Origin of the sequence: Kitasatospora sp. NPDC057965 (assembly GCF_042887135.1) — a bacterium.
GTDB lineage: Bacteria > Actinomycetota > Actinomycetes > Streptomycetales > Streptomycetaceae > Kitasatospora.
The window spans coordinates 50,253-75,508 of record NZ_JBHVPZ010000001.1; the positions used below are offsets into that span (position 1 = coordinate 50,253).

The window sequence follows — 25,256 nt, forward strand, 5'->3', positions numbered from 1 at the left end:
AGACGGAGAAGCCGTGACCGAGCCGGACTACTACCAGTTCCACTCCTCCCACGGGCACCACGCCCCGATCCACGTCGTCTGGATGCCGCTCGGAGCGGGCGGCCTGAGCTCCTTCGAGTACGCCGACCCGACGAGGTCCCACGTCTTCCGCGGTGACGAGGTGAGCGTGGTCGAGAGCGCGCTCGGCCGGGTGGTGAGCGTGACGATCGAGACGAGCATCGACCGCGGATCGACGTCGTTCTCCCTGCTGGTGCCGTCGGTCAACCTGAACGGGCACAGCGCGACGGTGAGCACCATCGGCATCACCACCGTGCACCGGATCGGGATCGGGCCCATGACCGGGCAACTTGACGTGTACTCCGAGACCCCGCTCATCGGCACGGCCGAGAGCCGCATCATTCCCCTCGACGAGAGAGCCGGTGCCGGCGCCGCTCGCGCGTGACGGTCCCGTGGAACATCGCTGCCCCGGTGCGGGAGAACGACTCCCGCACCGGGGCAGCGATGTTCCACGGGCCCCGGTATGTCTGTCGAAGCGATCGTATTTTCTCCGTGCCTGGTCATTTTCATGGGGCAGGGTGCTAGCCTGACCGGGTCCCGTCCGGCACCGAGGGTGAGGGGGCGGCATGGACAGGGACTCCCTTCCGATTCCACGTCTGGATTTCGGTGAGTGGGTCGTGCCTTTTCCCGATCGAGGGCATTACGTTTTTCTTCGGAGCGACTCGCTCCAGCATGCACAGAACAATCCGCCGACGGCCCAGGAATCCGGGGTCTGGCTGGGGCGGACCGAGTCCGGCGCCTCGGTCGTTCTCCCGGTGCGACTGGAAGTCGTCCGGGGGTCCGTGAAGCCGGTTTTCCTCGCGGTGCTGCACCATGGCGACGAACTCTATTTCGCGGGTCACACGGTCGTATTCCATGAGGTTCAGCGTGTCATTCTCGCCGCGGGCTCGCGGTTGGTCGGGTCGAAATGCCAGCAGTGCCGGACGCGGCTGACCGCGGGAGGCGGCGTCGTGCAGTGTCCGCTCTGCGGTGGTGCGTATTGCGACGACTGCTGGAAATTCCTTGATCGGGACCGGTGCTATTCCCGCGGTTGTTCATACAGCCCTTCGGAGCCGGACAAGGGGGTGACCGATCGTGGCGCCCGGCCGGTATGAGCGGTTGGAACAGATCGAGTGGTGGGACGCCGCCCGGGTCCGCGGAGCGCGCTGTGTCGTCGCCGGCGCGGGGGCCCTGGGCAACGAGGTGGTCAAAAACCTCGTGATGCTCGGGTGGGGGGAGGTCGTGGTCGTCGACTTCGACACCGTCGAGGAGAGCAACCTGAGCAGGTCGGTGTTCTTCGGGCAGGCCGACGTCGGCAGGCCCAAGGCTCCGGCCCTCGCCGCGGCCGCGGGGCGGCTCAATCCGGACTGCCGGGTCCTCGGGCTCGACGGGGACCTGCGCCTGCTGCTCGGGGCCGGGCTCGTCCAGCGGTCGGACGTGGTCTTCGGCTGCCTGGACAACCTGGGCGGGCGGGTCGCGTTGAGCCAGCTCGCCCGGCAGGCCGGCCGACTCATGATCGACGGCGGGCTCACCACGTGGGAGGGCACGGTCCAGCTCTTCGGCCCCGACACGGCCGACGCGCCGCAGCCCTGCTTCGCCTGCGGCCTCAGCTCCGCCGACGTCGAGGAGCTGGCGCTCCGTCAGTCCTGCCTGGCCTACGAGCGGCGCGCGCTCGCCGAGGGCGGGGTCCCGACCACGCCGACGCTCACCTCGACCGTCGCGGCGCTGATGGTGCAGGAGGCGCTGAAGTACCTGCACCGGGACCGGCACGACCAGCGGTCGGCGCTCGGCCGCGAGCTCCGGATCGACATGGCCAACGGCCGGTTCTGGAACCACGCGCTGCCGATCGATCCCGACTGCGTCCTGCACCGGGAGCCGGCCGCGCCGGACGCGGCCGCCGGGCCCGACGCCGGGGACAGCTGGCGGAAGGTGCTCGCGCACTGCCGCACCTCCGCCCGCCTGCCGGAGGGCGTGCTCCAGCTCCCGGCCCGGCTGCTGCTGAGCTGGGAGTGTCCGGTCTGCGGGCGCTCCGAGCAGGTGATGCGGGCCCACGCGGCGGACGGTCCGCCGGTCTGTCCGCACTGCGACGCGGATGTGATCCCGCTGTTCGCCGCGCACGTGGAGGGGGGCGAGCCGTGGATCGACCTGTCGCCGGCGGAGATGGGCGTTCCGCCGTGGACGTGGCTCGAACTGCGGGCCGAGGGCGCCGTGGTGACGTTCGAGCTGTCGGGAACCCGCGGACCGCTGCCCGAAGCCGCCGGATCCGAAGCCGCGGGATCCGAAGCCGCGGGATCCGACGCACCGGAAGGAGGCTCGCCGTGGTGATGAGCCCGCGCGACCGGCGGCTGCAGAGCGAGTTCGAGGAGATGAAGAGCCTCGCCGCCTCCAGCTCGATGCTGAGCTTCACCAGCACGGGTGTGCCGCCCACCCAGTACAGCGTCACCCTGACCTGCCGCGGGCTGATGCGGTGGAACGACCGGGTGGACGAGACCGACCGGCACGAGTTCGACATCACCCTGGGCGCGGGCTTTCCCAAGTTCCCCCCGACCGTGGTGTGGCGAACGCCGATCTTCCACCCGAACTTCAAACCTCCGCACATCTGCACCGGGGACATCTGGTACCCGGGGATCTCGGTCGCCGAGTTCTGCGTGGAGATCTGCAATCTGATCCAGTACAAGTCCTTCAACATCTACGATCCGCTGGACGTGAAGGCGAGCCTCTGGCTCGTGGTCAGGCTCGACGAGGAGAATCCCGGCATCCCGGTGGACACCCGGCCGCTCAGGGACCTGGACTTCGAGATCACCGCCCGGACCAGCGCCGGGCCGGACGCGGCGGGGGACCGTGACGACGACTGACACCATCTCCGGGTACTTCGACGCCATCGAGTGGTCGTACAAGGTGACCGGCCCGAACCAGGTGGTCACCTCCTACCGCTGCCCGGTTCCGGCCTACTTCTACGCCGTCGGCATCGAGGTCGTCCTCGGCCGGCACTGGATCGTCGTGCGCGCGCTGCTGCAGCGGAGCCTCGACCACGCGCAACGCGAGTCCGTCCTCCAACTCGTCTCGCAGTGGAACGTGTTGAGCTACCGCGCCCGGTTCGTGCTGATCGGCGACTGCGTCGTGGTGCAGGCCGAGATCCCGGCGGGAAGCCTGTCCCTGGAGGAGTTCCTGCTCTGCCTCACCGCCGTCTGCCGCTACAGCACGTTGGCCGGAACGGAGATCGCCGCGGTCGCGACCAACCCCTCGCTGCGCAAGAAACTCGACGAGGTGATCGGGGAGAACCGGCCTCCGGCCTGGGCCCAGCCCCTGTCCCTGGCCGACGCGGACCTCGATTTCGACATCACCCCCAACCGATTCCCGGACTCACCGGACACCCCGTGAGGTGCCAGCCATGACCGCGCAGAACCCGATCCCCGTCGTCCTCGCCACCACGATGGTCACCGAACAGTGGGACCTCGAACTGCCCGACACCGTGCTCGTCCAGTCGATCATCGTCAAGCTGATCGCCACCCCCGGCATGCCCTTCCGGGAGCAGGACGACAACGGCAGGCGCGTGCCCTACCGGCTGCTGTGGCGCGAGGGCGACCGCTTCCTCAACGAGACCGAGACACTGGCCGGCGCCGGGGTGCAGCCGCACCACACGCTCGTCATGACCCGGCAGGCCCGGGCCGGCCAGGCGGCCGATGCCCGATGAGCGTCGACGAGTCGGGCTTCACGATCTCACCGGTGCGGCGGGAGCTGCCGCAGGACAACCCACCGCCGCTGGCCCGGTTCCTGGAGGCCGGGCCGGGCCTGCGCCTGGTGGTGCGCGAGCGGATGCTCAACGGCATCCGCATGCAGGCCGGTGCCAGCCCGACCAAGGAGATCGGGGGCGTCCTGGTGGGGCGGCACTACCGCACCGGCGACCGCTACCTGGTCGAGGTCGACGACTACGTCGCGATGCCCAGCCGGGACAGCAGCGCCTCGCACTTCGAGTTCGACCAGCGGTCCATCCGGGCGATCTTCGAACGGCTGGAGAAGCGGCCGGACCAGTACGTGGTCGGCTGGTACCACTCGCACACCTTCGGCGACCCCTTCATGTCGGACCTGGACCACCGTCTGCACCAGGACCACTTCCCCGAACCGTGGTACGTCTCCTGCGTGGCCTCGATCGGCTCGCGCGGCCGGTCGGCCGGGTTCTGGCGGATGCGCGGCGCGGAGCTCGTCGAGATCAGCGACTACGAGCTCGCGGTCGCCACGGGAGGCGATCCGGCGTCGGCGCAGAAGAGGTACCTGGCCTCCTGCGGACTGCGGGAGCAGCAGGACGGCCCGCCCGCGCTCGCGGACCTGCTGCCCCTACTCGGCATGCCGGCGGACGGCGCGGTCGCCCGCCTGTTCCACGAGCTCGCCGAGGACCGGGCGGAGGAATCCGGCCTGGCGACGGTGCGGTTCCTGGTCCGCGCGGCGAAGGCGGTGTCCGCCGATCCCCGGGCCGTCACGGACCTGGAGGAGTTCGAGCGCCGACTGGCCCGGTTCAGGCGGCCGTCGGACGTCCTGACACCGCTCGCCAGGGCGCCCGGGCTGCGCGGCCTGATCTCGATCGGTGGCACGGACTACTGCGCCTACTCCCTCGACAAGCACAAGCTGCAACGACTGGACCTGACCTCGCTCTTCACCTTCTCGGTGCGCGCCGAGTCGCCCCCGGTCTGTGTCGCCCACGCGCCGGACGGCCACGTCTGGGTGCTGACCGGGTCGGGCCTGATCCGGTTCCCCGTCATCGACACCGCCGCCCTGCGCAAGGGCGACCTCAGCTTCGAGGTGAGCGGTGCCGACCTGCCCGACACGGACGGCGCCCCGGAGCAGATCGTGGCGGTCGAGGGCGGGCTCTGGCTGCGCTCCGCCACGACCTGGTACCGGTACGAGTGCACCGCCGGGTCCGAGGGAAAGATCCTCCTCGCCGCTCGCGCGTCCGGGCCGCTGCCCGGCCGCGGAAGCGTCTTCGTCGGCGACAACGGCTTGGGAGGCCCGCTCGCGCCCCCCGTGCTCCTCGCGAACGAGGAGGGGACGCTGCGGACCTGGAAGGCGGTGGAGGACGGCTGGGCCCCCTCGGCCGCCGCCGAGCTCCCACGGCCGTGGAACGGGAAGCCGGTCGTCCAGGCCGCTGTCAGCGGTCTGGGATGGCACGTGCTGTTCGACGACGGGGGAGCGCGCGAACTGTGCCTCTTCGATCTCCACACCCTCGAACTGGTCCACCACGTCGTGTGCGAGGACGAGGAGGACCGCATCACCGGGCTCAGCGGCGACGGCTCCGGAAAGGTCTACCTGCAGACCGAAGGGGTCCTCCACCGTGGCTGACCCGCGCACCGGGGAACCGGCCGGGGCCCGCCTCGGCCGGCTCGCGGAGGCGTTCACCGACACCATGGGCTGGGCCGCTCCGCCCGCGCCGACCGCGTCCGCGCAGGGCGTGGAGCCGTCGCACCCCGACCTCGCCGCGCACCTGCCCACGCTGGAGCGGGTGCTGGAGGACGACCGCCGGACGGACCTGGCGTGGTGGCGGTCGCTCGCGGACGCCTGGTACGCGTGCGGGTCGCCGGGGCTCGCGCTGAGGTGCGCCCGGCACGCCCGTGAACTCAGGACGGACGGAGCGGTGGCGTGGGAGGACATCGCCGCGCTGGTCCGGCTCGAAGCGCGCATCTGCGCGGAGGGCGAACCGCCCCCGCGGCAGGCCTCGCCCTGGCCGATCGGCCCCCGGGACGCCGACGCCGACCTCAGGCGCCTGAACGCGATCCTCGGTGACGCACCGCTGGAGCCCTGGCAGAACCGGACCCTGCCGCTGTCGCGCATCGCCTGGGGACTGCCCCGGGCCGAGGGGGAGTTCACCGCCTGGCTGGCCCACGCCTTCCACTATCTCGGCGAGCCGCGGATCGTGGTCGAGCAGGTGCTGCTGGACATCGCGGCCCGCGGGATCGCGGTACGGAACACCCATCGACGGGAGTTGCTCGTCCTGGCCGGCCTCAGCCTGCAGCGCGCGGGGGACCGGCCGGGAGCCTACGCGTGCTTCCGCCTCGCCGTGGGAACCGACCGGGTCCCGGAGCGGAGCGAGCGGGAGCTGAGCCGGGACGAGGAGGTGCTCGCGGAGGCCGCGCGGGAGCTCGGCTTCCTCAAGGACGTCACCCTGGACCCGCGGTCCGCCGACGGCGAGTTCGCCGTGTTCGACGGTGGGCTCCGGCTGGTGGCCTGGCTCCTGGAGAACGACTCCGCCGGATTCGTGCCCGACTTCCTCGGGAATCTCGGTGCCGTCCCGCTCGGCACGCACCACAACGCGCTGCGGCGGCAGGTGGCCTGGGCCGCCCGGGAGAGCGGCTGGTTCCGGACACCCAAGGTGCCCCTCCGGCCGGACTCCCGAGGTCCGGTCCTGGGCGGACGCCCGCGGCGGGTGGCGATCGGCGCCGTGGACCGGACCGGAGGCCGCCCCCTGCGACCGGCCCGGCCGCCGGCCCGCGGCGGCGCGCCCCGGCCCTCGCCGGCCGCGGCCCGGGTCGACGTACCGATCGGGATGACCGACGGCGGTGGACAGGCCGCGCTGCGGGTCGGGGAGGGCAGCAGGGTCCTTCTCCTCGGGCCGCCCTTCGAGGGGCGGGTACCGGCCCGGGTCGGAGCCCACCTGGCCGCGGCCGGCTGGACGGTCCTGCTGGTGCGGCCCGAGCGCTCGGTCGAAGCGGGCGTCAACGACCGGTGGCACCGGCTGGACATGACCGGCAGGCGCGGCGCCGACCGGCCCTGGCCCGGCGAGATCGCACGGTCCGCCGCACTGCGTGCGACGGTCCGGACGGTGCTGGCCGACGGACTGCCGCCGTGCGCGGATCCGGCCGCCGCGGCCTGCCTGGATCCGGTCGTCGAGGCGCTGGAGGACAGCACCCGGTCGGTGTGGAGGGATTCGGCGGAGAAGGTCCGCGAGTTCGCCTGCGCCGCCGTCGACAGCGCCGCCGGCCTGCGCTACGACAGGGCACTGGACCTGCGCCGCGCCGTGTTCCTGGTCGAGCGGGTGGAGCTCGCGGTGCGCGCCGTGGCCCGGGCCTTGTCCTTGGCCTGGGCGACTCCGCCCCGGCCGGTCCCGGGGGCGGGCATGGCGGCGTGTCTGGAGGTCCCGGTGGGTGATCGGCTCACCGCGACGCTCCAGCTCGCCCTCTGCGCCGAGACCCTGCTGGCGGACGCCGACCGGCCCGCGGACCCGCCGTCCCCGGGCAGCGCGGACGAGGACTTCATGTCCACTCCGCTCGCCTTCAAGCGCCGCGAGGAAGCACTGGACAGGGAGATCATCGAAGCGGCCAAGGCCGCGGAGGAGCGCGCGCCCTCTCCCGAACCGTCGTCCCCGGCGGGGAGCGGCAGCGGCGGCGACCGCCCTCGGCCGTCCCGGCTGTGGGGGCGCGGCGACGCACAGCGGTTCGGCAGTCCGCCCGGCGTCTGCGTGCTGGTCGACGCGGCGGTGGAGGCGGACCTGCCGGCAGCGCTGGTCCGGCCGGGGCGGCACGCGCTGGTCGCCTCGGCCGTCGAGCCGACCGCCGCCGCGCTCGGTGCGGTCCGGGGCTTCGACGAGCTGCTGGTCGGCGCGCTTCCCCGCGAGCGCGTCGGGCTCCTGGAGATCGCGGCAGGAGCCCGACTTCACAGCCTGTCCGCCGATCCGCCCGGACTCGGCGGCGCAGCACACTTCAGGATGTCCGAAGGCAGGGAACAGGGCCCGAGGTTCGTCGTCTGGCCCACGGAGCCGGCGGGTTGGGGAGCGGCATGAGCGAGTCGAGCGAAGCGTACGAGGAAGGTCTGGCGGCCCTCGACTCGGGCGACCCGGTCCTGGCCATGCAGTCCTTCACCGAGGCGATCATCGAGGACGGTTCGGCGTGGGAGCCCTACTACGCCCGGGCATACGTGTTCATGCAGGACGAGGAGGACTTGGACGAGGAGGTCCTGGAGCTGGTGGCCGCGGACCTGGACCGGGCACTGGAGATCAACGGCGCCGCCTCCGACGCCGCGGCGCTGCGCGCGGAAGTCGCCCTCAGACAGGGCGAGCCCGAGGAAGCGGTCCGCTACCTCCTCATGGCCTTCGGCCGCAGTACCCAGCAGACGGAGGTCCGCCGGCGGTTGGCGGAAACCCTGCACGGCCTGCTCGGTGACGTCGAGTCGGGCCGGGGAGCGGAAGAGGCCGACACCGGCCTCTGCGACCGTCTCGACCGGATGCTGGAGGTCTCCACGCTGCCCGCCGTCGTCCGCGACGGCCTGCGCGCCGAGGTCCTCGCGGCCAGGGCCCACCGGTGGCAGCTCGCCGGCGACTCCGCCCGCTCGCTGGCCGATCTCCAGCTGCTCGCCGGCCTCGTACCCGACCACCCCCGCCTCCCGGCCACGCTCCCCGCCGCGCGACCGCGTGACGCGGGCGCGGTCGGCCCGGCCTCGCAGGAGCCGGCCTTCGACACCGTGGGCGGCATCGACGGAGCGGATTCCTTCAGCTCCGAGCTGCGCAAGATCTTCGACGTCTACCTCGGCGACCCCGACGCGGGGGAGACACGACGCCGGCTCGCCGAGTTCGGCCAGCCGGCCACCCGCTCCCTGCTGCTCTTCGGTCCCTCCGGCTGTGGCAAGACCTACGTCGTGCGAGCGTTCGCCGGGGAGTACCGCCGTCGGCACGGACGGGAGCTGCCGCTGTTCCGCCTGCGCATGGAGGAGATCTACGGCAAGTACGTCGGCGAGAGCGAGTCCAGACTGGCCGAGGCGTTCGACCGGGCCCTGAACGCGCAGCCCTCCCTGCTGTTCTGCGACGAGATCGACGGGCTCGGCATGAACCGGGAGTCCATCAGCCAGGACTTCCGCCAGGAGTTCGCCGGCCACTTCCTGCAGCAGGTGGACCGGCTCAAGGAGCAGAACGCCGCGCTGCTCTTCTTCGGCTGCACCAACCGCCTGTGGTCGGTGGACCTCGCGCTGCTGCGCCGCTTCGACCGGGTGATCCCGGTGGAACTGCCGAACGAGTCGACACGCGTGGAGATCTTCCGGATCCACCTCGCCCGGGTCGCCCAACGGCTGTGCTCGCCCGACATCGACATCCCGGCCCTGGCCCGGCACTCGCACGGCCTGACACCGGGTGACATCCAGAAGTCCGTCTCACGGGCCGTCGACAACCTGCTCGTCGGCGTGGACGGTGGCGCGGACGCCGTACTCGGTCAGGAGGCGCTGATGCGCGCCCTCGACGAGGAGAAGAAGGGACAGGGCCGGATGCACCTGCAGCAGTGGGTCCGGGAGTCGCGGGCCGCGCTCAAGAGGATCGGCCAGGACACGATGGCCACCGATCTGGACCGCAGGTACGGGCCGTACCTCGATCCGCTGTCCGCCGAACGGCAGAACGGTGTGGTGCCCCTGGACGCCTGGACCGAGGCGCCCTCGCTGGACCTCTCGCTCCTCCGGCAGCTGGGCGGGTGAACCGGTGGACGGAATCAGTGAGCTGATCGCCTACCTGCTGACCGACAGGACCCACCGTGGCGTGCTCATCCTGGGCTTCGACGGCACCGCCCGGCTGCTCGGACATCCCAACCACCTCGGGTTGACGGAGACCCTGGCGGGCGACAGCTACGCCAGTATCGCAGGCCCCGTGGCCGGATTGACCAACCGGAACGCCCTGGTGAGTGATGCGCTGGACTTCGCCAGGAGCATCACCGCGCCCGTCGGCAACCTCGATCTCAGGGCGATCCAGGTTGTCGCCGGCCTGCTCAATTCCGGCCGGCTGAGCTGTGTGATCGCGGGTGATCCCGGCCTGAGGCTGTTCAGTACCCTGCAGAACGGTGTGGACGACCTCGAGCAGATCTCGTTGGAGACCCACTCCCGGGAGTCCATCCGCTCGGCCTTCCGTCGCGGCGGCAGGTCGAGGCCGCTCTTCGTCGACATCGGCGCGGCGCTGCTCACCGACTACTGGAACAGTCTGAAGAAATCGCAGTCGGAGGACCTTCGCAGGCTGAAGACGCGGATCACGGACATGGAGTCGGAGCTCAAGGAGTACCTGAAGGACTACCGGGACGTCTACTGCTGGGGATGGTGCAGCAAGAACGCGCCGCTGCACTGGATGGTCCCCGATACTCACGATCTCACCGTTCACCGCATCGGACGGCACACAGTCTTCGACGACTTCCAGGCCAATCCGCTGTTCGAGTACGAGGAGGCCGAGGGAGACGAGGAAGTCCGCGTCATGGCGAACGGGGGTTGGTTCGAGAGGGTCGCCGACGCCTTCAACCAGGCCTCGATGCCGCTGCTCGGCTCCGTGGCCGCCACCCACGGCCGCGGGACGGGTGCCCTGTGGCGCCCGCGCAGCTCCCCGGTCCAGCCGATGCTGGCCCGGGCCGAGCTGGACGATCTCGCCAGGCACCAGGAGCAGCGCGAGATCAGGATCGTGGGTGTGGAGAGCGAGCAGGTGCGTCGGAGCGCCGCGGAGTGGCTGGATCGCGAGCTGGCCGTAGGCGGCGGGGTGACCGTGCGGAAGGAGGGCGGACATCTCCGAGACCTGCTGATCGCCCTGACGGCTCAGCTCGCCGGACCCGTCGAGCAGCATGTGATCGGTTGCTACACCGGCGAGTTGCCGGCCGAGGGCGACGATTCCTGGCGCACACTGCTGGAGAACGCGGCCGAGCTCTGGGTGGAGGAGTGCCGACGCAGGAGCAGCTGCCGTCTGACGCTGTTCTGCCCGACCTGGATGTCGCAGTGGGCGAGTGAACAGTGGCGTGGTGAGGGCGTGTTCGCGCAGTCCCACTTCCGCCGCTACCAGAACGTCAAGCTGTGGCTCGGTGACAGCCTCGACCAGAACGACCTGTCGGCCGACAGCGCCTCCCTCGACAGGTTCGCGAGAGACATCGCGGAACCGGAGGCGTCGGGGCACGCGGTTCCCCCCGGCTTCGAGGAGGAGGCGCTTGAGACACTGGTGCTTGACATCGTGCAGTCGGCGCACCCACGCTCGGAGCGCCGGGTGGTCTCGGCGACGGAGCTGGACGACACGTGGAACAACGTGGTCGACCGGTACCTCGAAGCGGCGACCGGAATCGGGCGGATCGGGCACGATGACGAGGACTTCGTCATCGTCCCGAAGTTGCGCGAGACGGACTTCGCGATGAAGATCAGGCCCCGCCCGCCCGTTCAGCCGCCGGAGAGCCAGGAGGACGGTGATGAATGACCGGAGCGCGGACCGGTTTCCCGTCCCCGAACGACCGGCGGGACAACCGGAGGCGGAGCCGTCGGCGCCGGTGACCGAGGAGGAGGTGGGTGCGGAGCTGGAGCAGGGCATCGAGTCGGAGCTGGGCGCCTCGCTCACACTCGTCGCCGACTTCACCGGGACGACGCTCAAGCCGACCGTCAACCTCGACTGGGACCGGCTCGCACGCGGCGAGCTGTCGGTCGACGTGATCCTCCAGAACCGGTTCGGGCCGGATACCCGCATCCCCGTCCCACTGGGCGAGGCCGCGCGGGACCGGCTCTCCAGCATCGAGCGCTACTACGCCGACGGTACGCTCACCCGGATCAAGGACGTCGAAACCGAATCCTTCGGGGGGATCGGCGGAAGGAGCTCCTCCTCGACCGAGAAGATCAATGAACTGCTGCGCTGGCAGCAGTTCATCGACATGACCGCGGCGCTGGAGCCCGAGGACGGGCCGGAGAGCGGGTGGGGACGCCTTCGCACGGCACTGCTGAACCGGGTCGATCTGCTCTACCGGAAGAACTTCGGCCTGCTGAGGGACCAGTTGCGCAACGACAAGACGGGGGCGGCGACCGTCAGCCGGCTGTTCGCGTCCCGTAGCGAGGCCCAGGTCGACATCGCCCTGCGTCTGGTGGCCCTGGAACCCAGCCTGGCCGCCGCGGTTCAGGAGGAGCTGGCCGAGGTCAGCGCCGACCCGACGCTGGGGATCAACTTCCGGCTGCGGGCCCTCAACCGACTGTACTCGGCCGCACGGGAACCCGACGAGGAGTAGACCTGCGACGGGCGACACCCGGTTCACCAGAGCCGACGTGACCACTGGTGCGGTTCGACGCCGACATCGGTGTCGCCGGTCCACTCCTCGCGGTTGGGGTTGTACACCCGTGCCCAGAGAGTGGGGTTGGGCCCGAGGTCCAGGATCTGGTAGCCGCCGGTGGAGTAGCCGCTGGCGCCGATCACCGGCAGGGAACCCAGATGGTCGAAGCGGTGCGGATAGGGCCGTGGGCTGCCGTGCACGACCAGATGGAGGTGGGGGCCGAGGAGCTCGCCGAACAGGTCCGAGTCGACGATGCGTTCGGTCTCGGGGTGCGCGGGCGAGCCGTGGACCAGGCCCACGCAGAGCCAGCCCTCCGCCCGCCGGAGCCTGGCCCGCTCGGCCAGGTCGTCGAGCTGGGGCCGGCCGAGCCGGGCCCGGAGCTCACCCCGTCGGGACATGCCGGAGTTGAGCACGGCAATGGCCATCCGTTGCGCGGCGAACTCCCGCCAGGCCCAGGGACGCTCCCGGGTGAGCCGGTCGGGTGCCGGCACAGCGCCGAGGCCGTTGAGCATGCCGATCAGGTCGTCCCAGCGCTTCTCCCCGTCCGGCATGAACCAGGCGTCGTTGGGCCCTGGCGCGACGACGAGCTGGTCCGGCGTCAGTTCGAGGGCCGTCAGGAGTCGGCTCAGCGCCAGGCTCCCCGCGCGGTACGCCTCGGTCGACGGCTCGTGCACCAGCCCTCCGGGTATCAGCAGCACCTGGGGCTTGAGGTAGCCGTAGGTGTCCCTCAGCCTGAGCAGGTCGGCGAGCATGCTCTCGAAGACCTCGGCGCTGTCGGGACGGGTGAGGATCGCGAAGTCCGGCACCACGAGCACTGTCGCGGACGTGCCGGGCGGAGCGAGGGGAAGCCGGTTCGATGGGACCCGGGGTGCGGGCACCGGCCTGTCCTCGGGCGGACTCTCCACCGTGGTGAGGGTGCCGAGTTCCTCGCCCAGAACCTCCTGCCAACGACCCAGCGTCTCCGAGTCCAGCGCGCCCAGGCTGGTGATCGGCACGATCGAGAGGGCCCAGGCATCACGCTTGGCGTCCTGGCGGACCACGCCGACCACCTGCCCGCCCACGGTGACCGCGGCACCCGACATGCCGCTGTAGCGCGAGCCCTCCGGGAGGTACCTCGGCGGCTTCTCCACGTTGAACGTCAGCAGACCGCTGTCCCTGGAGTCCTCGGTCGGAATGTCCCCGTACAGATGCACCCGGGTCCTCACCTGCTCGCCCTGGTCGTCCCGCGTCTGCCCGTAGTGCGGGAAGCCTATGCTCCGGGCATGGCGGACGACCTGGTTGCGCGGTAGCCGCGCGAAGCGGGCGCGCGGGATCCCGGCCGGCCCGTCCTTGAGCTTCAGCAGGGCCAGGTCGATGACGTCCGGATCGCAGGACAGCTCCACGGACGCCTGCCAGGTGTGCTTCGGCGCCGCATCAGGAGACCAGCCGGACTCGTCGGAAGCCTCGTAGCCGCGGACCATGACGTCCCCGGACGTCAGGTTGTGGCTGCACGTCAGGACCCACGGGCCGCCGATCAGATAGCCGGACCCCAGGACCCAGAACTCGCCGTCGTACTGCGCGGTCTCGACGTAGAGCGGCTGAAAACTCGGAGAGCTCACGTGTGCCGTCTGCTCACTTGGGCAGCGTCTTGGCCCGCTCGGAGACCTTGACGGGCTCCCCGGTCGCCGTGACCGGCGCGCCGAGCGACAGCTTGATCGTCTGGACGGACTCCTTCGCGTACTTGCCGGAGGCGCCGAGCGACAGCACGTGAAGCTTGATGCCGCCGTTCGCGCCGCCCTCCTTGGTGACGCCGACCTGCAGCTCGATCTCCACGCCCTTCACCGGGAACTGGAGGGACCCGGGCTCATTGGCCGTGATGGCCTGCTGGAGTTCGGTCTTCAACTGCTCGATGGCCTGGGCCAATCCGATCTCGGTCATGATCCGCTCCCCACCCGTCCGTGACTCGGATGTCCGATGATATTCGATCCCATGAGGGTGCGTCAGGAGTATGCGCGGCTTGTTGCGGGTGCGGCCCGACAGTGTCGGACCCTGTCGTCGAAGCCCACGGCCACCGTGTCCTGCGCGAGATATTTCCATCATTAATGCCAAGGGCTACGGTGAGGCCATGCCCGAGCAGACAGGCCGCAGATTCCAGGACCGGGTCGCACTGGTCACCGGCGCCGCCAACGGCATCGGCGCCGCGACGGTTCGGCGGCTGGCCGCCGAGGGCGCCGCGGTGATCGCCGTCGACCTCGACGACGAAGCCGGCCGGGCGCTGGTCGAGTCCATCGCCCGGGAGGGCGGCCGGGCCGAGTACCGTCACGGTGACGTGTCCGCCGCCGCGGTGTGGGACGAACTGGCCGCACACGTCCAGGACCGTTACGGGCGACTGGACGTGCTGGTGAGCAACGCCTTCACCGTGACCGTCAAGCCGGCTCACGAGCTCACCGAAGCGGAGTGGGACCGGCAGCTCTCCGTCACGCTCAAGGCCTCCTGGCTCGCCGTGCGCGCCTTCGCGGGGCGGCTGCGGACGGGTGAGGGCGCGCTGGTGCTGACCTCGTCGGTGCACGCGCTCGTCGGCATCCCGGGCCACCCCGCGTACGCCGCGGCCAAGGGCGCCCTGTGTTCCATGGGCCGTCAACTCGCCGTCGAGTACGGTCCGCAGGTCCGGGTGAACACCGTGCTCCCCGGCCCGATCATGACGGCGGCCTGGGACCGCGTCGACGAGCGGGCCCGGGCCGCCAGCGTCGCCGGGACCGCCGCCAAGCGCTTCGGCCGACCCGAGGAGGTCGCCGCGGCCGTGGCCTTCCTGGCCTCCTCCGACGCCTCGTACATCACCGGCACCACCCTCGTGGTGGACGGTGGCTGGTCCGTCGTCAAGGCCTCGGCATGAAGGGGATGATCGGCTTCGGCCGAGCGGCCGCACATCTTCGAACTGGAGCGAGCACGTGAACCGACCCCCACGCGGACTGCACGGACAGGCCGTGGAGATCCTCGGCGAGCGGATCGTCCGTGGCACCTACCCGCAGGGGACCTCGTTGTACCCGGAGCGGATCGAGCACGAACTCGGCGTCAGCAAGACCGTCGTCCGCGAGGCCCTGCGCGTCCTCGCCGCCAAAGGGCTGATCGAGTCGCGCCAGAAGCGCGGCACCTACGTGCGCCCGCGCTCCGACTGGAGCCTGCTGGACAGCGACCTGCTGCGCTGGCAGGGCCGGAGCGTTCCGCACGAGGGCTTCCTCGACAACCTGGCCGAGGTCCGCTCCATCGTCGAACCGGCCGCCGCCCGACTGGCCGCCCGGCGCCGCGACGACGACGACCTGGCCCGGCTCACCGAGGCACTGGACCGGATGGCCGCGGCCGGTGACGACGCCGACGCCCTGGTGGAGGCCGACCTGCTCTTCCACCGCACCCTCCTGGCCGCCGCCCACAACGAGTTGCTGACCCGGATGGACGTGGTCATCGAAGCGGGCCTACGCGTCCGCGACCGGATCGTGCACGGCGCCGAGTCCTGGGCCGACCCCCTTCCCGCGCACCGCGCGGTCCTGGAGGCCGTTCGCGCCCAGGACCCCGGCGCCGCGGCCGAGGCCGTGGCCGGGCTGCTGACCCAGGCCACGGACGACCTGCACGACCTCCTCCGCACGACCTGCCAGGGAGACCCGGGATGAGGATCGTGGCACTGGAGACGTTCCTCGTCCCGCCGCGCTGGCTCTTCCTGCGCGTCGCGACGGACGAGGGCGTCACCGGCTGGGGGGAGCCCGTCGTCGAGGGGCGCGCCGAGACCGTCCGCGCCGCCGTGCACGAACTCTCCGACCACCTGATCGGCCGGGACCCGCTGCGGATCGAGCACCACTGGCAGGTCCTCACCAAGGGGGGCTTCTACCGGGGCGGGCCGGTGCTCTCCAGCGCGGTCGCGGGCATCGACCAGGCGCTGTGGGACATCGCCGGAAAGGTCCACGGCGTCCCCGTCCACCAGCTGCTCGGCGGTCCGGTGCGCGACCGCGTACGGGTCTACGCCTGGATCGGCGGAGACAGCCCCGCCGATGTCGCGGAGCAGGCCCGCGCCCAGGCCGAAGCCGGGTTCACGGCCGTCAAGATGAACGGCTCCGGACGGCTCCGGCACATCGACACCCCGGCCCGCACCCGGGAGGTCGTCGACCGGGTGGCCGCCGTCCGCGAAGCCCTCGGCGACGACCGCGACGTGGCGGTCGACTTCCACGGCCGGATGTCCACCGCCATGTCCCGCAGACTGCTCCCGCTGCTGGAACCGCTCCAGCCGCTGTTCGTCGAGGAGCCCGTCCTCCCGGAGCACTCCCGCGACCTGCGCCGCGTGGTCGAGTCCAGCTCGGTGCCGATCGCGGTGGGCGAACGGCTCTTCTCCCGCTGGGACTTCCGCGACGTCCTGGCCTCCGGCATCGCCGTGGCCCAGCCCGACCTCTCGCACGCCGGCGGGATCTCCGAGGTGCGGCGCATCGCCGCTCTCGCCGAGACGTACGACGTCGCGCTGGCCCCGCACTGCCCGCTCGGGCCGATCGCGCTCGCCGCCAGCCTCCAGATCGCCTTCGCCACACCCAACTTCCTCATCCAGGAACAGAGCCTCGGCATCCACTACAACCGCGGCAACGACCTGCTCGACCACCTCCTCGACCCCACCCCGTTCCGCTTCGTCGACGGCCACGCCGCCCGCCCCACCGGACCGGGCCTGGGCATCGACATCGACGAGCACGCGGTACGACGCGCCGCCGAGGCCGGCCACCGCTGGCGCAACCCCGTCTGGCACCACGAGGACGGAGCGTTCGCGGAATGGTGACCGACGACCCGGCACCGGCCACCCTGCCGATCGACGTCCGCACCGACCTCGCCCACGGCGGCCGGTGGACCTCGCTGCGGGCCGGCCGTCGCGAATGGCTCTGGCACCGGCCCGATCCGGCGCGCGACACCGTCGCCCCCGGCGACGCCTTCGTCGACGTCGGCGGCCTGGAGGAGTGCGTCCCCACCGTGCGCGGCACGCCCGACCACGGCGACGCCTGGTCCCGGCCCTGGCGGCGCGTCGGCGCGACCGACGTGCTGGACTGCCCCGACTTCCGGCTGCGCCGCCACATCGACCGGGGCGCCGCCGGGCTGCGGGCCGCCTACCGGCTGTCCGCCGACCCGGGCTACCGCTTCGTCTGGGCCGCGCACGCCCTGCTCGACGTCGGCCCCGGTGCCCGGCTGACCGCCCCCACCGGCACGCCCACCAGGCTCTTCCCCGAGGCGGCCCACCTGATCGACCGCCCCTGGCCCACCGGCGCCCGCCATCTGACGGGCAGCTGGCCCATCCCGGGTGGCCTGCCACTGGACCGGCTCGGGCCCGACGACGGCACCGCCCTCGGCGCCGTCCTCACCGACTGCCCGGGCGTGACCGTCACCGACGGCCCGGACACCCTGACCCTCTCCCTGCACAGCGACGCCGCCGTGCCCGTCTCGGTCGCGCTCTGGCGCAACCTCGGCGGGTTCCCCCTCCCCGCCCCCTACCGCAGCATCGGTGTCGAACCCATGCTCGGCGCGGTCTTCGACCTCGCCGACGCCGGTCCGGCCGACGCCGCCATCGTGCCCGCCGCAGGAGAACTGCGCTGGGAGCTGCGGATCACCGCCACCGCCCGCGCGAGCTGAGAAGACCCCCATGGATCTCGACGCACTACCGCACCGCACCCTCGCCATCGTGCGCGGCACCGACCGCGAAGCGGCGCTGCGCACCGTCCTCACCCTCGCACAGGAGGGCATCACGGCCGTCGAGGTGTCCCTGACCACGCACGACGCCCCGTGGGTGATCGAGCGGGCCCGGCACGAGCTCGGTGCCGACGCCGTACTCGGTGCCGGGACCGTCGTGACCGCCGAGGACGCGGCCCGCGCCGCCGCCGCGGGCGCCGGCTTCCTCGTCACCCCCGGGCTCGGTGGCGCTCTGCGCCCCGGCGACCTCGGTGAACTCCCGCTGCTGATCGGCGCCCTGACCCCGTCCGAGGTGATCGCCGCCCGGCAGCACGGCGCCCTCGCGGTCAAGCTCTTTCCTGCCTCGCTCGGCGGCCCGGGTTTCCTGAAGGCGCTGCGCGACCCGTTCCCCGCGGTGCCCTTCGTCCCCGTCGGCGGAATCGACGCCGACCTCGCCCTCGCCTACCTCGCGGCCGGCGCGGTCGCGGTCGGAGTCGGCTCACCGCTGATCGGCGACGCGGCCCGCGGCGGCGACCTCGCCGCGCTGCGAGCCCGCGCCGCCCACTGGCGCGACCGCCTGGCCGGGACGGCGGCGGCCGCATGACCGCCACGCTTCCCGAGGTCGTCACCGTCGGCGAGACCATGGCCGCCCTGCGTGCCACCGGCCCGATCCGGCTCGGCGCCCCGATGCGGCTCTCCGTGGCCGGCGCCGAGTCCACTGTGGCGATCGGCCTGGCCCGGCTCGGGCACCGCGCGGGCTGGGTGGGCCGCGTCGGCGACGACGAGTTCGGCGCCCTGGTGCTGCGGACCCTGCGCGCCGAGGACGTCGACATCAGCCATGCCCGGACCGACCCGGACGGCCGGCCCACGGGACTGATGGCACGGGAGGAACGCGTCGGAGACCTCGTCCAGGTCTCCTACCACCGCCACGGCTCGGCCGGATCCGCACTCCGGGCCGAGGACGTCCTGCCCGCGCTCGCCCCCGGCCTGCGACTGCTGCACCTCACCGGCATCACCCCGGCGCTGAGCACCACGGCCGCCGACGCCGTCGTTGCCGCCGCCCACCACGCCCGCGCACTCGGCGCGACCGTCTGCCTCGACGTCAACTACCGCTCCCGGCTGTGGAGTCCCGCCCGGGCGCGCTCGGTCCTCCTGCCGCTCGCCCGGTCCGCCGACGTCCTCGTCGCCTCGGCCGACGAACTGCACCTGGTCTGCGAGGACCCCTCGCTCCCCGAGGAGGAAGCCGTTGCCGCGCTGCTCGCCCAGGGCCGCCGCGACGTGGTGATCACCAGGGGCGGCGACGGCGCGACCGTCACCACGGCGGCCGGCCGGGTCAGTGTGCCGGCCCGCCGGGTGCCCGTGGTGGACGTCGTCGGAGCGGGTGACGCGTTTGTCGCCGGTTACCTCTCCGGCCGGCTCGACGGCCTCGACGCCGAGGCCCGCCTCGACCGGGCGACCAGCACCGGGGCGTTCGCCGTCGCCTCACGCGGCGACTGGGAGGGCCTGCCCTCGCGCGCCGACCTCGCACTGCTCGACCGCCCCGCCGGCACGACCCTGAGATAGCCCGACCATGGGAGCGCCCGACCACGGGGCAGCCCGACCCTCGGGTAATCCGTGCTGAATCAGCCATGAGGCGACCGCATGCCCTGCTCCGACACCACCGCCGCCCAGGTCCGGCATCGCTCTGGTCGCACCGGACGGGACCATGGACCGGCTCGCCCGCCCGGAGGACGGGGCAGGGCCCGAGGACCCGGTGGCGAAGCACCGGCGCCCGCGGCCCCCGCCGCCGGCTAGACCGGCGGCTCGGGGTCGTACTGGATGCCGTGGCGGACCTGGCGCGCCCGCTCGACCGAGTGCAGCCGCGCCACCAGGTGCAGCGCCATGTCGATCCCGGCGGAGATGCCCGCGGAGGTGATGAGGTCGCCGTCGTCGACGAAGCGGGAGTCCCGGCGGACCTCGGCCGTGGGCTCCAGTTCGGCGAGCAGGTCGAGCGACGTCCGGTGGGTGGTGACCGCGCGGCCGCGCAGCAGACCGGCCTTGGCCAGCACCAGCGCGCCGGTGCACACGCTGGTGGTCAGCGAGGCCTCCTCGGAGAGCTTGCGCACCCACGCGAGGTGGTCCTCGTCCTCCATCAGCGGCCGGGTGCCCTGCCCGCCGGGGTGCAGGACGACGTCGGCGGGCGGCATCTCGTCGCGGGAGAAGTGCGGCAGGATCGTGAGGCCCTTGGCGCAGTGCGCCGGAGCCCCGTCCCGTGAGACGCAGTCGACGCGCCAGCCGTCCTCGGGGAACTTGCGCGTCCAGTAGGAGAGCACCTCCCACGGGCCGACGGCGTCCAGTTCCTCGACGTCGGGGAAGAGCAGGATCGCGATCCGGCGGAGTCCTTCGTCACTCATGGGCGCCATCGAAGCAGAGCCGCGGGAGCCATCGCCAGTGGTTGGCCGGGGTCGACGCGGCGCGACTTCGGCAGCGAGCAGGAGTCGGTCCGGCTGACCGCTGACGGAGGCGGGGCGGCGGCGGGCGCGTCAGTCCGTCGGCCTGACGCCGGTCTGCCAGTCCCGCGGGGACACGCCGTACGCCTCGCGGAAGGTGCGGCTGAAGTGGCTGGAGTTGGTGAAGCCCCAGCGCCGGGCGATCCCCGCCACCCCGAGATCCTCGGCCATCGGTCGCAGGAGGTCCCGGCTGCAGCGCTCCAGCCGCTGGGTGCGGATCCAGGTGCCGAGGGTGACGCCCTCCTGCTGGAACAGCTTGTGGAGGAAGCGGAGCGACATGTAGTTCGCCTCGGCGATCCTGGACGGTGAGAGGTCGGGATCGCGGAGGTTGCGCAGGATGTGGTCCTTGACCCGTTCCAACGAGGCCGCGCTCTGTGACTCCTGCGGCCGGGCGCTCCCGCTGCGCTCGTCGACGAGCATCGCCAGCAGGTCGAGCGCCGTCGCCGCGGCCCGGCGTCCGACGCCCTCGTCCAGCCGCTCCGCCTCGCGCGCCATCTGCGTCAGATAGGTCGCCAGGAGCGCGGCGCTGCCGTCGGAGCGGTTGAACGCCGTCGCGGTCAGGCCCCGCAGAGCCTTCTCCGGGACGTCCAGCTCCGCGCGGGGGAAGTGGAAGGAGGTGAAGGCGAAGTCCTCGTCGATCTGCTTGCGGAAGACGCGGGACGAATCGGTGAGGGAGAACTCGCCCGGCCGGATGAGCGACTTCCGCCCGTCCTGTTCCTTGAGCGCGGTGCCGCGCTCCTGGAAGCTCAGGATGAGCGACGGAGGCCCGCCTGCGGCGATCATGCGCGTGCCGCGGGTGACCATCTGCGGTCCCGCCTCGATCCGCGATATCCGCACCGGGCCCAGCTGATGGCTGACGATCGTTCCGGGGGACGGCACCTCTTCGAGGAAGCGCACCGTCATCGGCATGAAGGTGCGGGCCACCGTCTCGTGCCAGACCTCAGCCCGGTCGGAGGCGGACAGGCGCGCGGTGGAGAGGAACGCGCTCCCCTCCTTGACGTCCTGAACGCCGGGTGCCATGGACTCCGGTCCTTCCGCTGGTGTGCCTTCCGGCACACCACCCTGCCAGCCGGCCGCCGGCGGCACATCGCGTGAACCTACTAGGTGTGGGCTCGGACCGGGCCGGTCCGAGCCGCCCCTCACTTGAGGGCGCCGTCGGTGGCGGCGGCGGTGAGGTGGCGTTGGGCGAGGACGAGCAGCACGGCGGCGGGAACGGAGGCCAGGACCGTGGTGGCCATGACGGCGTTCCACTGGTTCGTGTGGGCACCGAGGTACTGGTAGACGCCCAGGGTGATCGGCCGGACCGGGTCGGTGGTGGTCAGGGTGAGGGCGAAGAGGAGGTCGCCCCAGGCGAAGAGGAAGGTGAAGACGGCGGAGGTGATCAGGGCGTTCCTGCTCAGGGGCAGCACCACGGAGCGGAAGACCCGCAGCGGGCCGGCGCCGTCCACGCGCGCGGCCTCGATGATCTCCCCGGGAATGCTCCGCATGAACGCGTGCAGGACGAGGATCGTGAAGGGGATCCCCATGGTGGAGTCGGCGAGGACCAGTCCGAGGCGGGAGTTCAGGAGTCCCAGGTCGTTGTAGGCGCCGTAGAGCGCGTTGGCCACGACGATGCCCGGCACCATCTGGGTGACCAGGACACAGAGGAGCACGAGTCTCGTCCCGCGCAGCCGGAACCGGGCCAGGGCGTAGGCCGCCGGTGCGGAGAGCGCGAGGCTGAGCACGACACTGCCGAGGGACACGACGAGGCTGGTGACGAGGTTGGGCCCCTGGTCGCGCAGCGCGGTGGTGTATCCGCCGAAGTCGGGGTCGAGCGGGAACCACGCTCCCCGCGCGGTGCCGCCGGCCGGCTGGAGGGAGGCGTTCACCATCCAGTAGACGGGGAAGAGCATCAGCGCGAGCAGGGCGGTTCCGACGAGGGTGGACAGCCGTCCGCGGCGGCCGGGCGCGCGCTTCACGAGGTCCCCTCCCCGGCGGTCCGGGCGCGCTTGCCGGTGCGCAGGTGGACGAGGGCGAACACGAAGGACAGGATCACGAGCAGGTTGCTCATCGCGGCACCGCGTCCGAAGTCGAACTGTCGGAAGGACAGCTCGTATGACTGGGTGGCGAGGGTCTCCGTGGCGTTGGCGGGTCCGCCGCCCGTCACCACCAGGATGATGTCCAGCACCTTGAGCGTGTAGACCACGCCCAGCACCAGCACGACGCCCACCACGGGCCGCAGCAGCGGCCAGGTGATGTGGCGGAACGAGGCGAGCCGCCCGGCGCCGTCCAGCTGCGCCGCCTCGTACAGCTGGGTGGGGATCTCCTGCAGACCGCCGTACAGGAGCGCGGTGTTGAAGGGGACGCCGACCCAGATGTTGACGAGGATCACCGAGACCAGCGCCTGCGAGGTGCCGGTGAGCCAGGGGACGCCGGAGGACGAGAGGTGCAGGCCGCGCAGCACCGCGTTGACGGCTCCCGTGTCGGTGTCGAGCATCCACCGCCAGGCGGTTCCGGAGGCGACCAGCGGCAGCAGCCAGGGCAGCAGGAGGAGTGAGCGCAGGACGTTGTTGAGCGGGAAGCGGCGCCGGAAGAACAGGGCGAAGGCCAGACCGAGCGCGAACTGCCCCAGGACCGAGCCGACGGTGAACAGGACCGTGGTCAGCACGGTCCCGGGGAACAGCTGCGAGGAGAGGACCCCCGCGTAGTTCCGCAGTCCGACGAACGGCGCGTCACCCGTGTGGAAGCTCGTGACCGTGTACTGCTGGAAGCTCATCACGATGTTCCGGACGAGCGGAACGCCGAAGAACAGCACCAGGTAGGCCGCGGCCGGCGCGATGAACATCCACTGCGCCGCCCGCTCCGCGAACCGCGCCGTGAACCGCGTCGGGAGCCGGTCAGTTGCCGGTCGCGAGCCGCTGCGCATGCCTGAGGGCTTCCTCCGGGGTCCGCTCACCCGTCAGCGCGGACTGGACCGCGGTGTAGATCGCCGTGGCGGCGGCGGGCCAGTCGACGCCGAGCTCGGTGGTCCGGGCGCGTGCCGCTTCCACGCTCCGGACGAAGGCGGCCATCGACGGGGTCTGCGCGGCGTACTCGGCGGCCGCCGCGGTGCGGGAGGGAACGGTGAAGTGGTCCTTGGCCAGGGTGAGCATGTTCGAGGAGGTGTTCAGGCAGGCGAGGACCTGGGCGGCCTTCTCCTGCCGGGCCTTGGACGGGCCCTTGGGGACCGTCCACACCTCGCCGCCGAGCGGCGTGACCGCGGTTCGGCCCAACTGCGGGACGGGCACGGGCGCCACGTCCCAGTGCAGGCCCGCCTGCTGGTTCAGGGCCGGGATCCGCCACGGGCCGTTGATCATCATGGCGGTCTTCCCGGCGACGAACTGGTCGTGGACGTCGGCCTGCGTCCAGTTCAGCACGGACTTCGACATCGACCCGCCGTTCACCAGGTCGACCCAGAGCCGGAGCGCCTGGGCGGCCTGGGGCGTGTCCAGCTGCCGCTCGTCGCCGCCGTTGGACCAGAGGAAGGGCAGGAACTGCCAGGTGCCCTCGAAGGTCGCGTTCGCGTCGACCGCCATGCCGTAGCGCCCGGGGCGGGTCAGCGCGGCGGCTGCCGTCTTCAGCTCGTCCCAGGTCCTCGGCACGGCGACGCCGGCCTCGGCGAGCATGTCCTTGTTGTAGACGAGGGCGACGGTGCTGACGTTGGGGGCCAGTCCGTACACCTTTCCCTGGTAGGTGCCCGCCGACCGGATGCCCTCGGCGAACCCGTCGGCGTCGATGCCGAACTCGTCCAGCGGGGCCAGCGCGCCGGTCCGGGCGATCTGCTGGAGGTCGGGGTTGTCGAGCATCAGCAGATCGGGCAGGGTCCGCGACGAGGCCTGCTGGAGGACCTTGGGGATGAGGGACGCCCCCGGGACGCTGGTCTGCTCGACCTTCACACCGGCGCTCCGGCCGCACGCGTCGAGCAGTTCGCCCCACTGGGCGTGCTCGGGCTCGTCGGTGTAGTAGTCGAGCGCGGTGATCGAGGTGACCTCGCCCTCGGCGGACCGGGAGCCGGTGCCGGCACCGCACCCGGCGAGGGCCGGCGCCAGGACGGCGGTTCCGGTCAGGAGGGCGGCGATCCGCCGCACCGACGAGCTGGCCGGTGACATCATGCTGGTGCCTTCACGGGGTGGCGGGGTGACCGGGGTCGGTCGTGCGTGGGGAGGGAAGAGTGAGTGCCGTCACAGACGGCCCAGCCGGGCTCTTCCGTTTGAACGCCATTTAAACACCCCCCGGGGTTCCGTCTGCTCCCGGTGTCCGGAAGCCCTGCCGCGCACCGTCGTCGCCGGTGTGCTCGACGGCCTCCCGGATCATCGCCGCCACGGCGTCGGGCTGGGACAGCACCACGGCGTGCGAGGCGTCCAGCAGGTACTCGGTGGCCGCCATGCGCTGGGCCATGAAGCGTTGGGCGGCGGGATCGAGCATGCGGTCGGCGGTCGCGATGGCGTACCAGCACGGTCGGGAGGACCAGGCCGGCGGGCCCGATCCGGTGGTCAGCGCGCCGGGGGCGATCGGGCGCTGCGCCGCGGCCCGGGTCCGCGCGGTCGCGGGCGGCAGGTCGGCGGCGTACAGGCGGGGGAAGCGATCCTCACGGAGGTGCAGTCCGCCGCCGGGGCCGCCGGGAAGGAGCGCGGCGACGGTCGCGTCGGACACTGGCCGGGGGGCGAAGCGGTTCGAGATGTCCCGGACGCACTCGCCGGTGTCGAGGCCGAACGCGGCGGCGTAGCAGAGGGCCACGACGTTCTCGGCATCGGTCGCCGCGTGGGTGACGACCGCGCCGCCGTAGCCGTGGCCGACCAGTACGACGGGGCCGTCGACGTCCCGGAGCACGTTCTTGAGGCGCTCCGCGTCCTGCTCCAGACCGCGCAGCGGGTTCTCGGGGGCGCGCACGGCCAGTCCGGCGGCGTGGAGCCGCTCGGCGACCCCCGCCCAGCACGAGGCGTCGCTGAACGCTCCGTGCACCAGGACGACGGTCGGCCGGACGGGGGTGGCGCGGTACATGCCGGTGGCCTTCCGCCGGGCGGGGGAGTGGACGCCC

At 72.0% G+C, this 25,256-nt stretch carries 25 protein-coding genes; 17 read left to right on the forward strand and 8 right to left on the reverse strand.

Annotation, left to right across the window (positions count from 1 at the left end; genetic code table 11):
* Positions 1-13 precede the first annotated feature (13 nt).
* The 11 genes from ACFVVU_RS00160 to ACFVVU_RS00210 all read left to right on the forward strand — a co-directional run bounded on the left by ACFVVU_RS00160 (position 14) and on the right by ACFVVU_RS00210 (position 12,005).
* Positions 14-442, forward strand: coding sequence for a hypothetical protein (locus ACFVVU_RS00160; RefSeq protein ID WP_380678923.1), 429 nt, complete (start codon positions 14-16; stop codon positions 440-442).
* 181 nt (positions 443-623) lie between these two features.
* Positions 624-1,151, forward strand: a complete 528-nt coding sequence (locus ACFVVU_RS00165; protein WP_380678926.1) for a hypothetical protein — start codon at positions 624-626, stop codon at positions 1,149-1,151.
* A gap of 4 nt (positions 1,152-1,155) precedes the next feature.
* Positions 1,156-2,361: a ThiF family adenylyltransferase gene (locus ACFVVU_RS00170; protein WP_387787119.1), complete on the forward strand. Its 1,206-nt coding sequence runs from the start codon at positions 1,156-1,158 to the stop codon at positions 2,359-2,361.
* Positions 2,355-2,891 (forward strand): hypothetical protein, encoded by a 537-nt coding sequence (locus ACFVVU_RS00175; RefSeq protein WP_380678932.1) that lies wholly within the window; start codon positions 2,355-2,357, stop codon positions 2,889-2,891. Before ACFVVU_RS00170 ends, ACFVVU_RS00175 begins: the two co-directional genes overlap by 7 nt.
* On the forward strand, positions 2,878-3,417 hold the full coding sequence (locus tag ACFVVU_RS00180) for a hypothetical protein (protein WP_355366247.1): 540 nt from the start codon (positions 2,878-2,880) through the stop codon (positions 3,415-3,417). The genes ACFVVU_RS00175 and ACFVVU_RS00180 overlap by 14 nt, the downstream gene beginning before the upstream one ends.
* Before the next feature lie 10 nt (positions 3,418-3,427).
* On the forward strand, positions 3,428-3,730 hold the full coding sequence (locus tag ACFVVU_RS00185; RefSeq protein WP_380678935.1) for a hypothetical protein: 303 nt from the start codon (positions 3,428-3,430) through the stop codon (positions 3,728-3,730).
* On the forward strand, positions 3,727-5,370 hold the full coding sequence (locus tag ACFVVU_RS00190; protein WP_387787123.1) for a Mov34/MPN/PAD-1 family protein: 1,644 nt from the start codon (positions 3,727-3,729) through the stop codon (positions 5,368-5,370). The genes ACFVVU_RS00185 and ACFVVU_RS00190 overlap by 4 nt, the downstream gene beginning before the upstream one ends.
* Positions 5,363-7,804, forward strand: a complete 2,442-nt coding sequence (locus ACFVVU_RS00195) for a hypothetical protein (protein WP_387787125.1) — start codon at positions 5,363-5,365, stop codon at positions 7,802-7,804. The genes ACFVVU_RS00190 and ACFVVU_RS00195 overlap by 8 nt, the downstream gene beginning before the upstream one ends.
* Positions 7,801-9,477: an AAA family ATPase gene (locus ACFVVU_RS00200; protein ID WP_387787126.1), complete on the forward strand. Its 1,677-nt coding sequence runs from the start codon at positions 7,801-7,803 to the stop codon at positions 9,475-9,477. Before ACFVVU_RS00195 ends, ACFVVU_RS00200 begins: the two co-directional genes overlap by 4 nt.
* A gap of 4 nt (positions 9,478-9,481) precedes the next feature.
* Positions 9,482-11,212, forward strand: a complete 1,731-nt coding sequence (locus ACFVVU_RS00205) for a hypothetical protein (protein ID WP_380678947.1) — start codon at positions 9,482-9,484, stop codon at positions 11,210-11,212.
* Between the two features lie 70 nt (positions 11,213-11,282).
* Positions 11,283-12,005, forward strand: a complete 723-nt coding sequence (locus ACFVVU_RS00210; protein WP_387787128.1) for a hypothetical protein — start codon at positions 11,283-11,285, stop codon at positions 12,003-12,005.
* A gap of 23 nt (positions 12,006-12,028) precedes the next feature.
* On the opposite strand, the gene ACFVVU_RS00215 is transcribed toward ACFVVU_RS00210, so the two are convergent.
* Positions 12,029-13,645 carry a trypsin-like peptidase domain-containing protein gene (locus ACFVVU_RS00215; RefSeq protein WP_380678953.1) on the reverse strand — a complete coding sequence of 539 codons (1,617 nt, stop codon included), beginning with the start codon at positions 13,643-13,645 and terminating at the stop codon, positions 12,029-12,031.
* A gap of 13 nt (positions 13,646-13,658) precedes the next feature.
* Positions 13,659-13,964 carry a trypco2 family protein gene (locus ACFVVU_RS00220; protein ID WP_387787131.1) on the reverse strand — a complete coding sequence of 102 codons (306 nt, stop codon included), beginning with the start codon at positions 13,962-13,964 and terminating at the stop codon, positions 13,659-13,661.
* Positions 13,965-14,151: 187 nt separating this feature from the next.
* Here ACFVVU_RS00220 and ACFVVU_RS00225 point away from each other — a divergent pair, with 187 nt between their 5' ends.
* From ACFVVU_RS00225 to ACFVVU_RS00250, 6 genes are read left to right on the forward strand one after another with little or no spacing between them, the layout of a single operon-like run.
* Positions 14,152-14,919 carry an SDR family NAD(P)-dependent oxidoreductase gene (locus tag ACFVVU_RS00225; RefSeq protein ID WP_387787134.1) on the forward strand — a complete coding sequence of 256 codons (768 nt, stop codon included), beginning with the start codon at positions 14,152-14,154 and terminating at the stop codon, positions 14,917-14,919.
* Between the two features lie 55 nt (positions 14,920-14,974).
* A complete protein-coding gene (locus ACFVVU_RS00230; protein ID WP_380678962.1) occupies positions 14,975-15,691 on the forward strand; it encodes a FadR/GntR family transcriptional regulator in 717 nt (238 codons plus the stop codon).
* Positions 15,688-16,833 (forward strand): galactonate dehydratase, encoded by a 1,146-nt coding sequence (gene dgoD, locus ACFVVU_RS00235; protein WP_387787137.1) that lies wholly within the window; start codon positions 15,688-15,690, stop codon positions 16,831-16,833. The genes ACFVVU_RS00230 and dgoD overlap by 4 nt, the downstream gene beginning before the upstream one ends.
* Complete coding sequence (locus ACFVVU_RS00240) at positions 16,827-17,675, forward strand: hypothetical protein (protein ID WP_387787139.1); 849 nt, start codon at positions 16,827-16,829, stop codon at positions 17,673-17,675. The genes dgoD and ACFVVU_RS00240 overlap by 7 nt, the downstream gene beginning before the upstream one ends.
* Positions 17,676-17,685: 10 nt before the next feature.
* Positions 17,686-18,315 carry a bifunctional 4-hydroxy-2-oxoglutarate aldolase/2-dehydro-3-deoxy-phosphogluconate aldolase gene (locus ACFVVU_RS00245; protein ID WP_387787140.1) on the forward strand — a complete coding sequence of 210 codons (630 nt, stop codon included), beginning with the start codon at positions 17,686-17,688 and terminating at the stop codon, positions 18,313-18,315.
* Positions 18,312-19,274, forward strand: coding sequence for a sugar kinase (locus ACFVVU_RS00250; RefSeq protein ID WP_380678974.1), 963 nt, complete (start codon positions 18,312-18,314; stop codon positions 19,272-19,274). Before ACFVVU_RS00245 ends, ACFVVU_RS00250 begins: the two co-directional genes overlap by 4 nt.
* A gap of 227 nt (positions 19,275-19,501) precedes the next feature.
* Here ACFVVU_RS00250 and ACFVVU_RS00255 read toward each other — a convergent pair whose 3' ends face one another.
* From ACFVVU_RS00255 to ACFVVU_RS00280, 6 genes are all read right to left on the reverse strand, one after another.
* Positions 19,502-20,104, reverse strand: a complete 603-nt coding sequence (locus tag ACFVVU_RS00255; protein WP_380678977.1) for a DJ-1/PfpI family protein — start codon at positions 20,102-20,104, stop codon at positions 19,502-19,504.
* A 129-nt stretch (positions 20,105-20,233) separates the two neighbouring features.
* Positions 20,234-21,220 carry a helix-turn-helix domain-containing protein gene (locus tag ACFVVU_RS00260; RefSeq protein WP_380678980.1) on the reverse strand — a complete coding sequence of 329 codons (987 nt, stop codon included), beginning with the start codon at positions 21,218-21,220 and terminating at the stop codon, positions 20,234-20,236.
* Between the two features lie 119 nt (positions 21,221-21,339).
* Entirely contained in the window at positions 21,340-22,158 is an 819-nt protein-coding gene (locus tag ACFVVU_RS00265) for a carbohydrate ABC transporter permease (RefSeq protein ID WP_387787143.1), read from the reverse strand.
* Entirely contained in the window at positions 22,155-23,105 is a 951-nt protein-coding gene (locus ACFVVU_RS00270; protein WP_387787146.1) for a carbohydrate ABC transporter permease, read from the reverse strand. The genes ACFVVU_RS00265 and ACFVVU_RS00270 overlap by 4 nt, the downstream gene beginning before the upstream one ends.
* Positions 23,077-24,330, reverse strand: a complete 1,254-nt coding sequence (locus ACFVVU_RS00275; RefSeq protein WP_387787149.1) for an ABC transporter substrate-binding protein — start codon at positions 24,328-24,330, stop codon at positions 23,077-23,079. Before ACFVVU_RS00275 ends, ACFVVU_RS00270 begins: the two co-directional genes overlap by 29 nt.
* A 109-nt stretch (positions 24,331-24,439) precedes the next feature.
* Positions 24,440-25,219: an alpha/beta fold hydrolase gene (locus ACFVVU_RS00280; RefSeq protein WP_387787152.1), complete on the reverse strand. Its 780-nt coding sequence runs from the start codon at positions 25,217-25,219 to the stop codon at positions 24,440-24,442.
* Positions 25,220-25,256 lie beyond the last annotated feature (37 nt).

What these genes read in the sequence shown, in the direction of transcription:
- ACFVVU_RS00165 (WP_380678926.1), top strand. Translation starts at nt 624, where the DNA reads ATGGACAGGGACTCCCTTCCGATTCCACGTCTGGATTTCGGTGAGTGG.
- ACFVVU_RS00185 (WP_380678935.1), top strand. Translation starts at nt 3,428, where the DNA reads ATGACCGCGCAGAACCCGATCCCCGTCGTCCTCGCCACCACGATGGTC.
- ACFVVU_RS00190 (WP_387787123.1), top strand. Translation starts at nt 3,727, where the DNA reads ATGAGCGTCGACGAGTCGGGCTTCACGATCTCACCGGTGCGGCGGGAG.
- ACFVVU_RS00200 (WP_387787126.1), top strand. Translation starts at nt 7,801, where the DNA reads ATGAGCGAGTCGAGCGAAGCGTACGAGGAAGGTCTGGCGGCCCTCGAC.
- ACFVVU_RS00220 (WP_387787131.1), bottom strand. Translation starts at nt 13,964, where the DNA reads ATGACCGAGATCGGATTGGCCCAGGCCATCGAGCAGTTGAAGACCGAA.
- ACFVVU_RS00225 (WP_387787134.1), top strand. Translation starts at nt 14,152, where the DNA reads ATGCCCGAGCAGACAGGCCGCAGATTCCAGGACCGGGTCGCACTGGTC.
- dgoD (WP_387787137.1), top strand. Translation starts at nt 15,688, where the DNA reads ATGAGGATCGTGGCACTGGAGACGTTCCTCGTCCCGCCGCGCTGGCTC.
- ACFVVU_RS00240 (WP_387787139.1), top strand. Translation starts at nt 16,827, where the DNA reads ATGGTGACCGACGACCCGGCACCGGCCACCCTGCCGATCGACGTCCGC.
- ACFVVU_RS00245 (WP_387787140.1), top strand. Translation starts at nt 17,686, where the DNA reads ATGGATCTCGACGCACTACCGCACCGCACCCTCGCCATCGTGCGCGGC.
- ACFVVU_RS00250 (WP_380678974.1), top strand. Translation starts at nt 18,312, where the DNA reads ATGACCGCCACGCTTCCCGAGGTCGTCACCGTCGGCGAGACCATGGCC.
- ACFVVU_RS00255 (WP_380678977.1), bottom strand. Translation starts at nt 20,104, where the DNA reads ATGAGTGACGAAGGACTCCGCCGGATCGCGATCCTGCTCTTCCCCGAC.
- ACFVVU_RS00260 (WP_380678980.1), bottom strand. Translation starts at nt 21,220, where the DNA reads ATGGCACCCGGCGTTCAGGACGTCAAGGAGGGGAGCGCGTTCCTCTCC.
- ACFVVU_RS00270 (WP_387787146.1), bottom strand. Translation starts at nt 23,105, where the DNA reads ATGCGCAGCGGCTCGCGACCGGCAACTGACCGGCTCCCGACGCGGTTC.
- ACFVVU_RS00275 (WP_387787149.1), bottom strand. Translation starts at nt 24,330, where the DNA reads ATGATGTCACCGGCCAGCTCGTCGGTGCGGCGGATCGCCGCCCTCCTG.
- ACFVVU_RS00280 (WP_387787152.1), bottom strand. Translation starts at nt 25,219, where the DNA reads ATGTACCGCGCCACCCCCGTCCGGCCGACCGTCGTCCTGGTGCACGGA.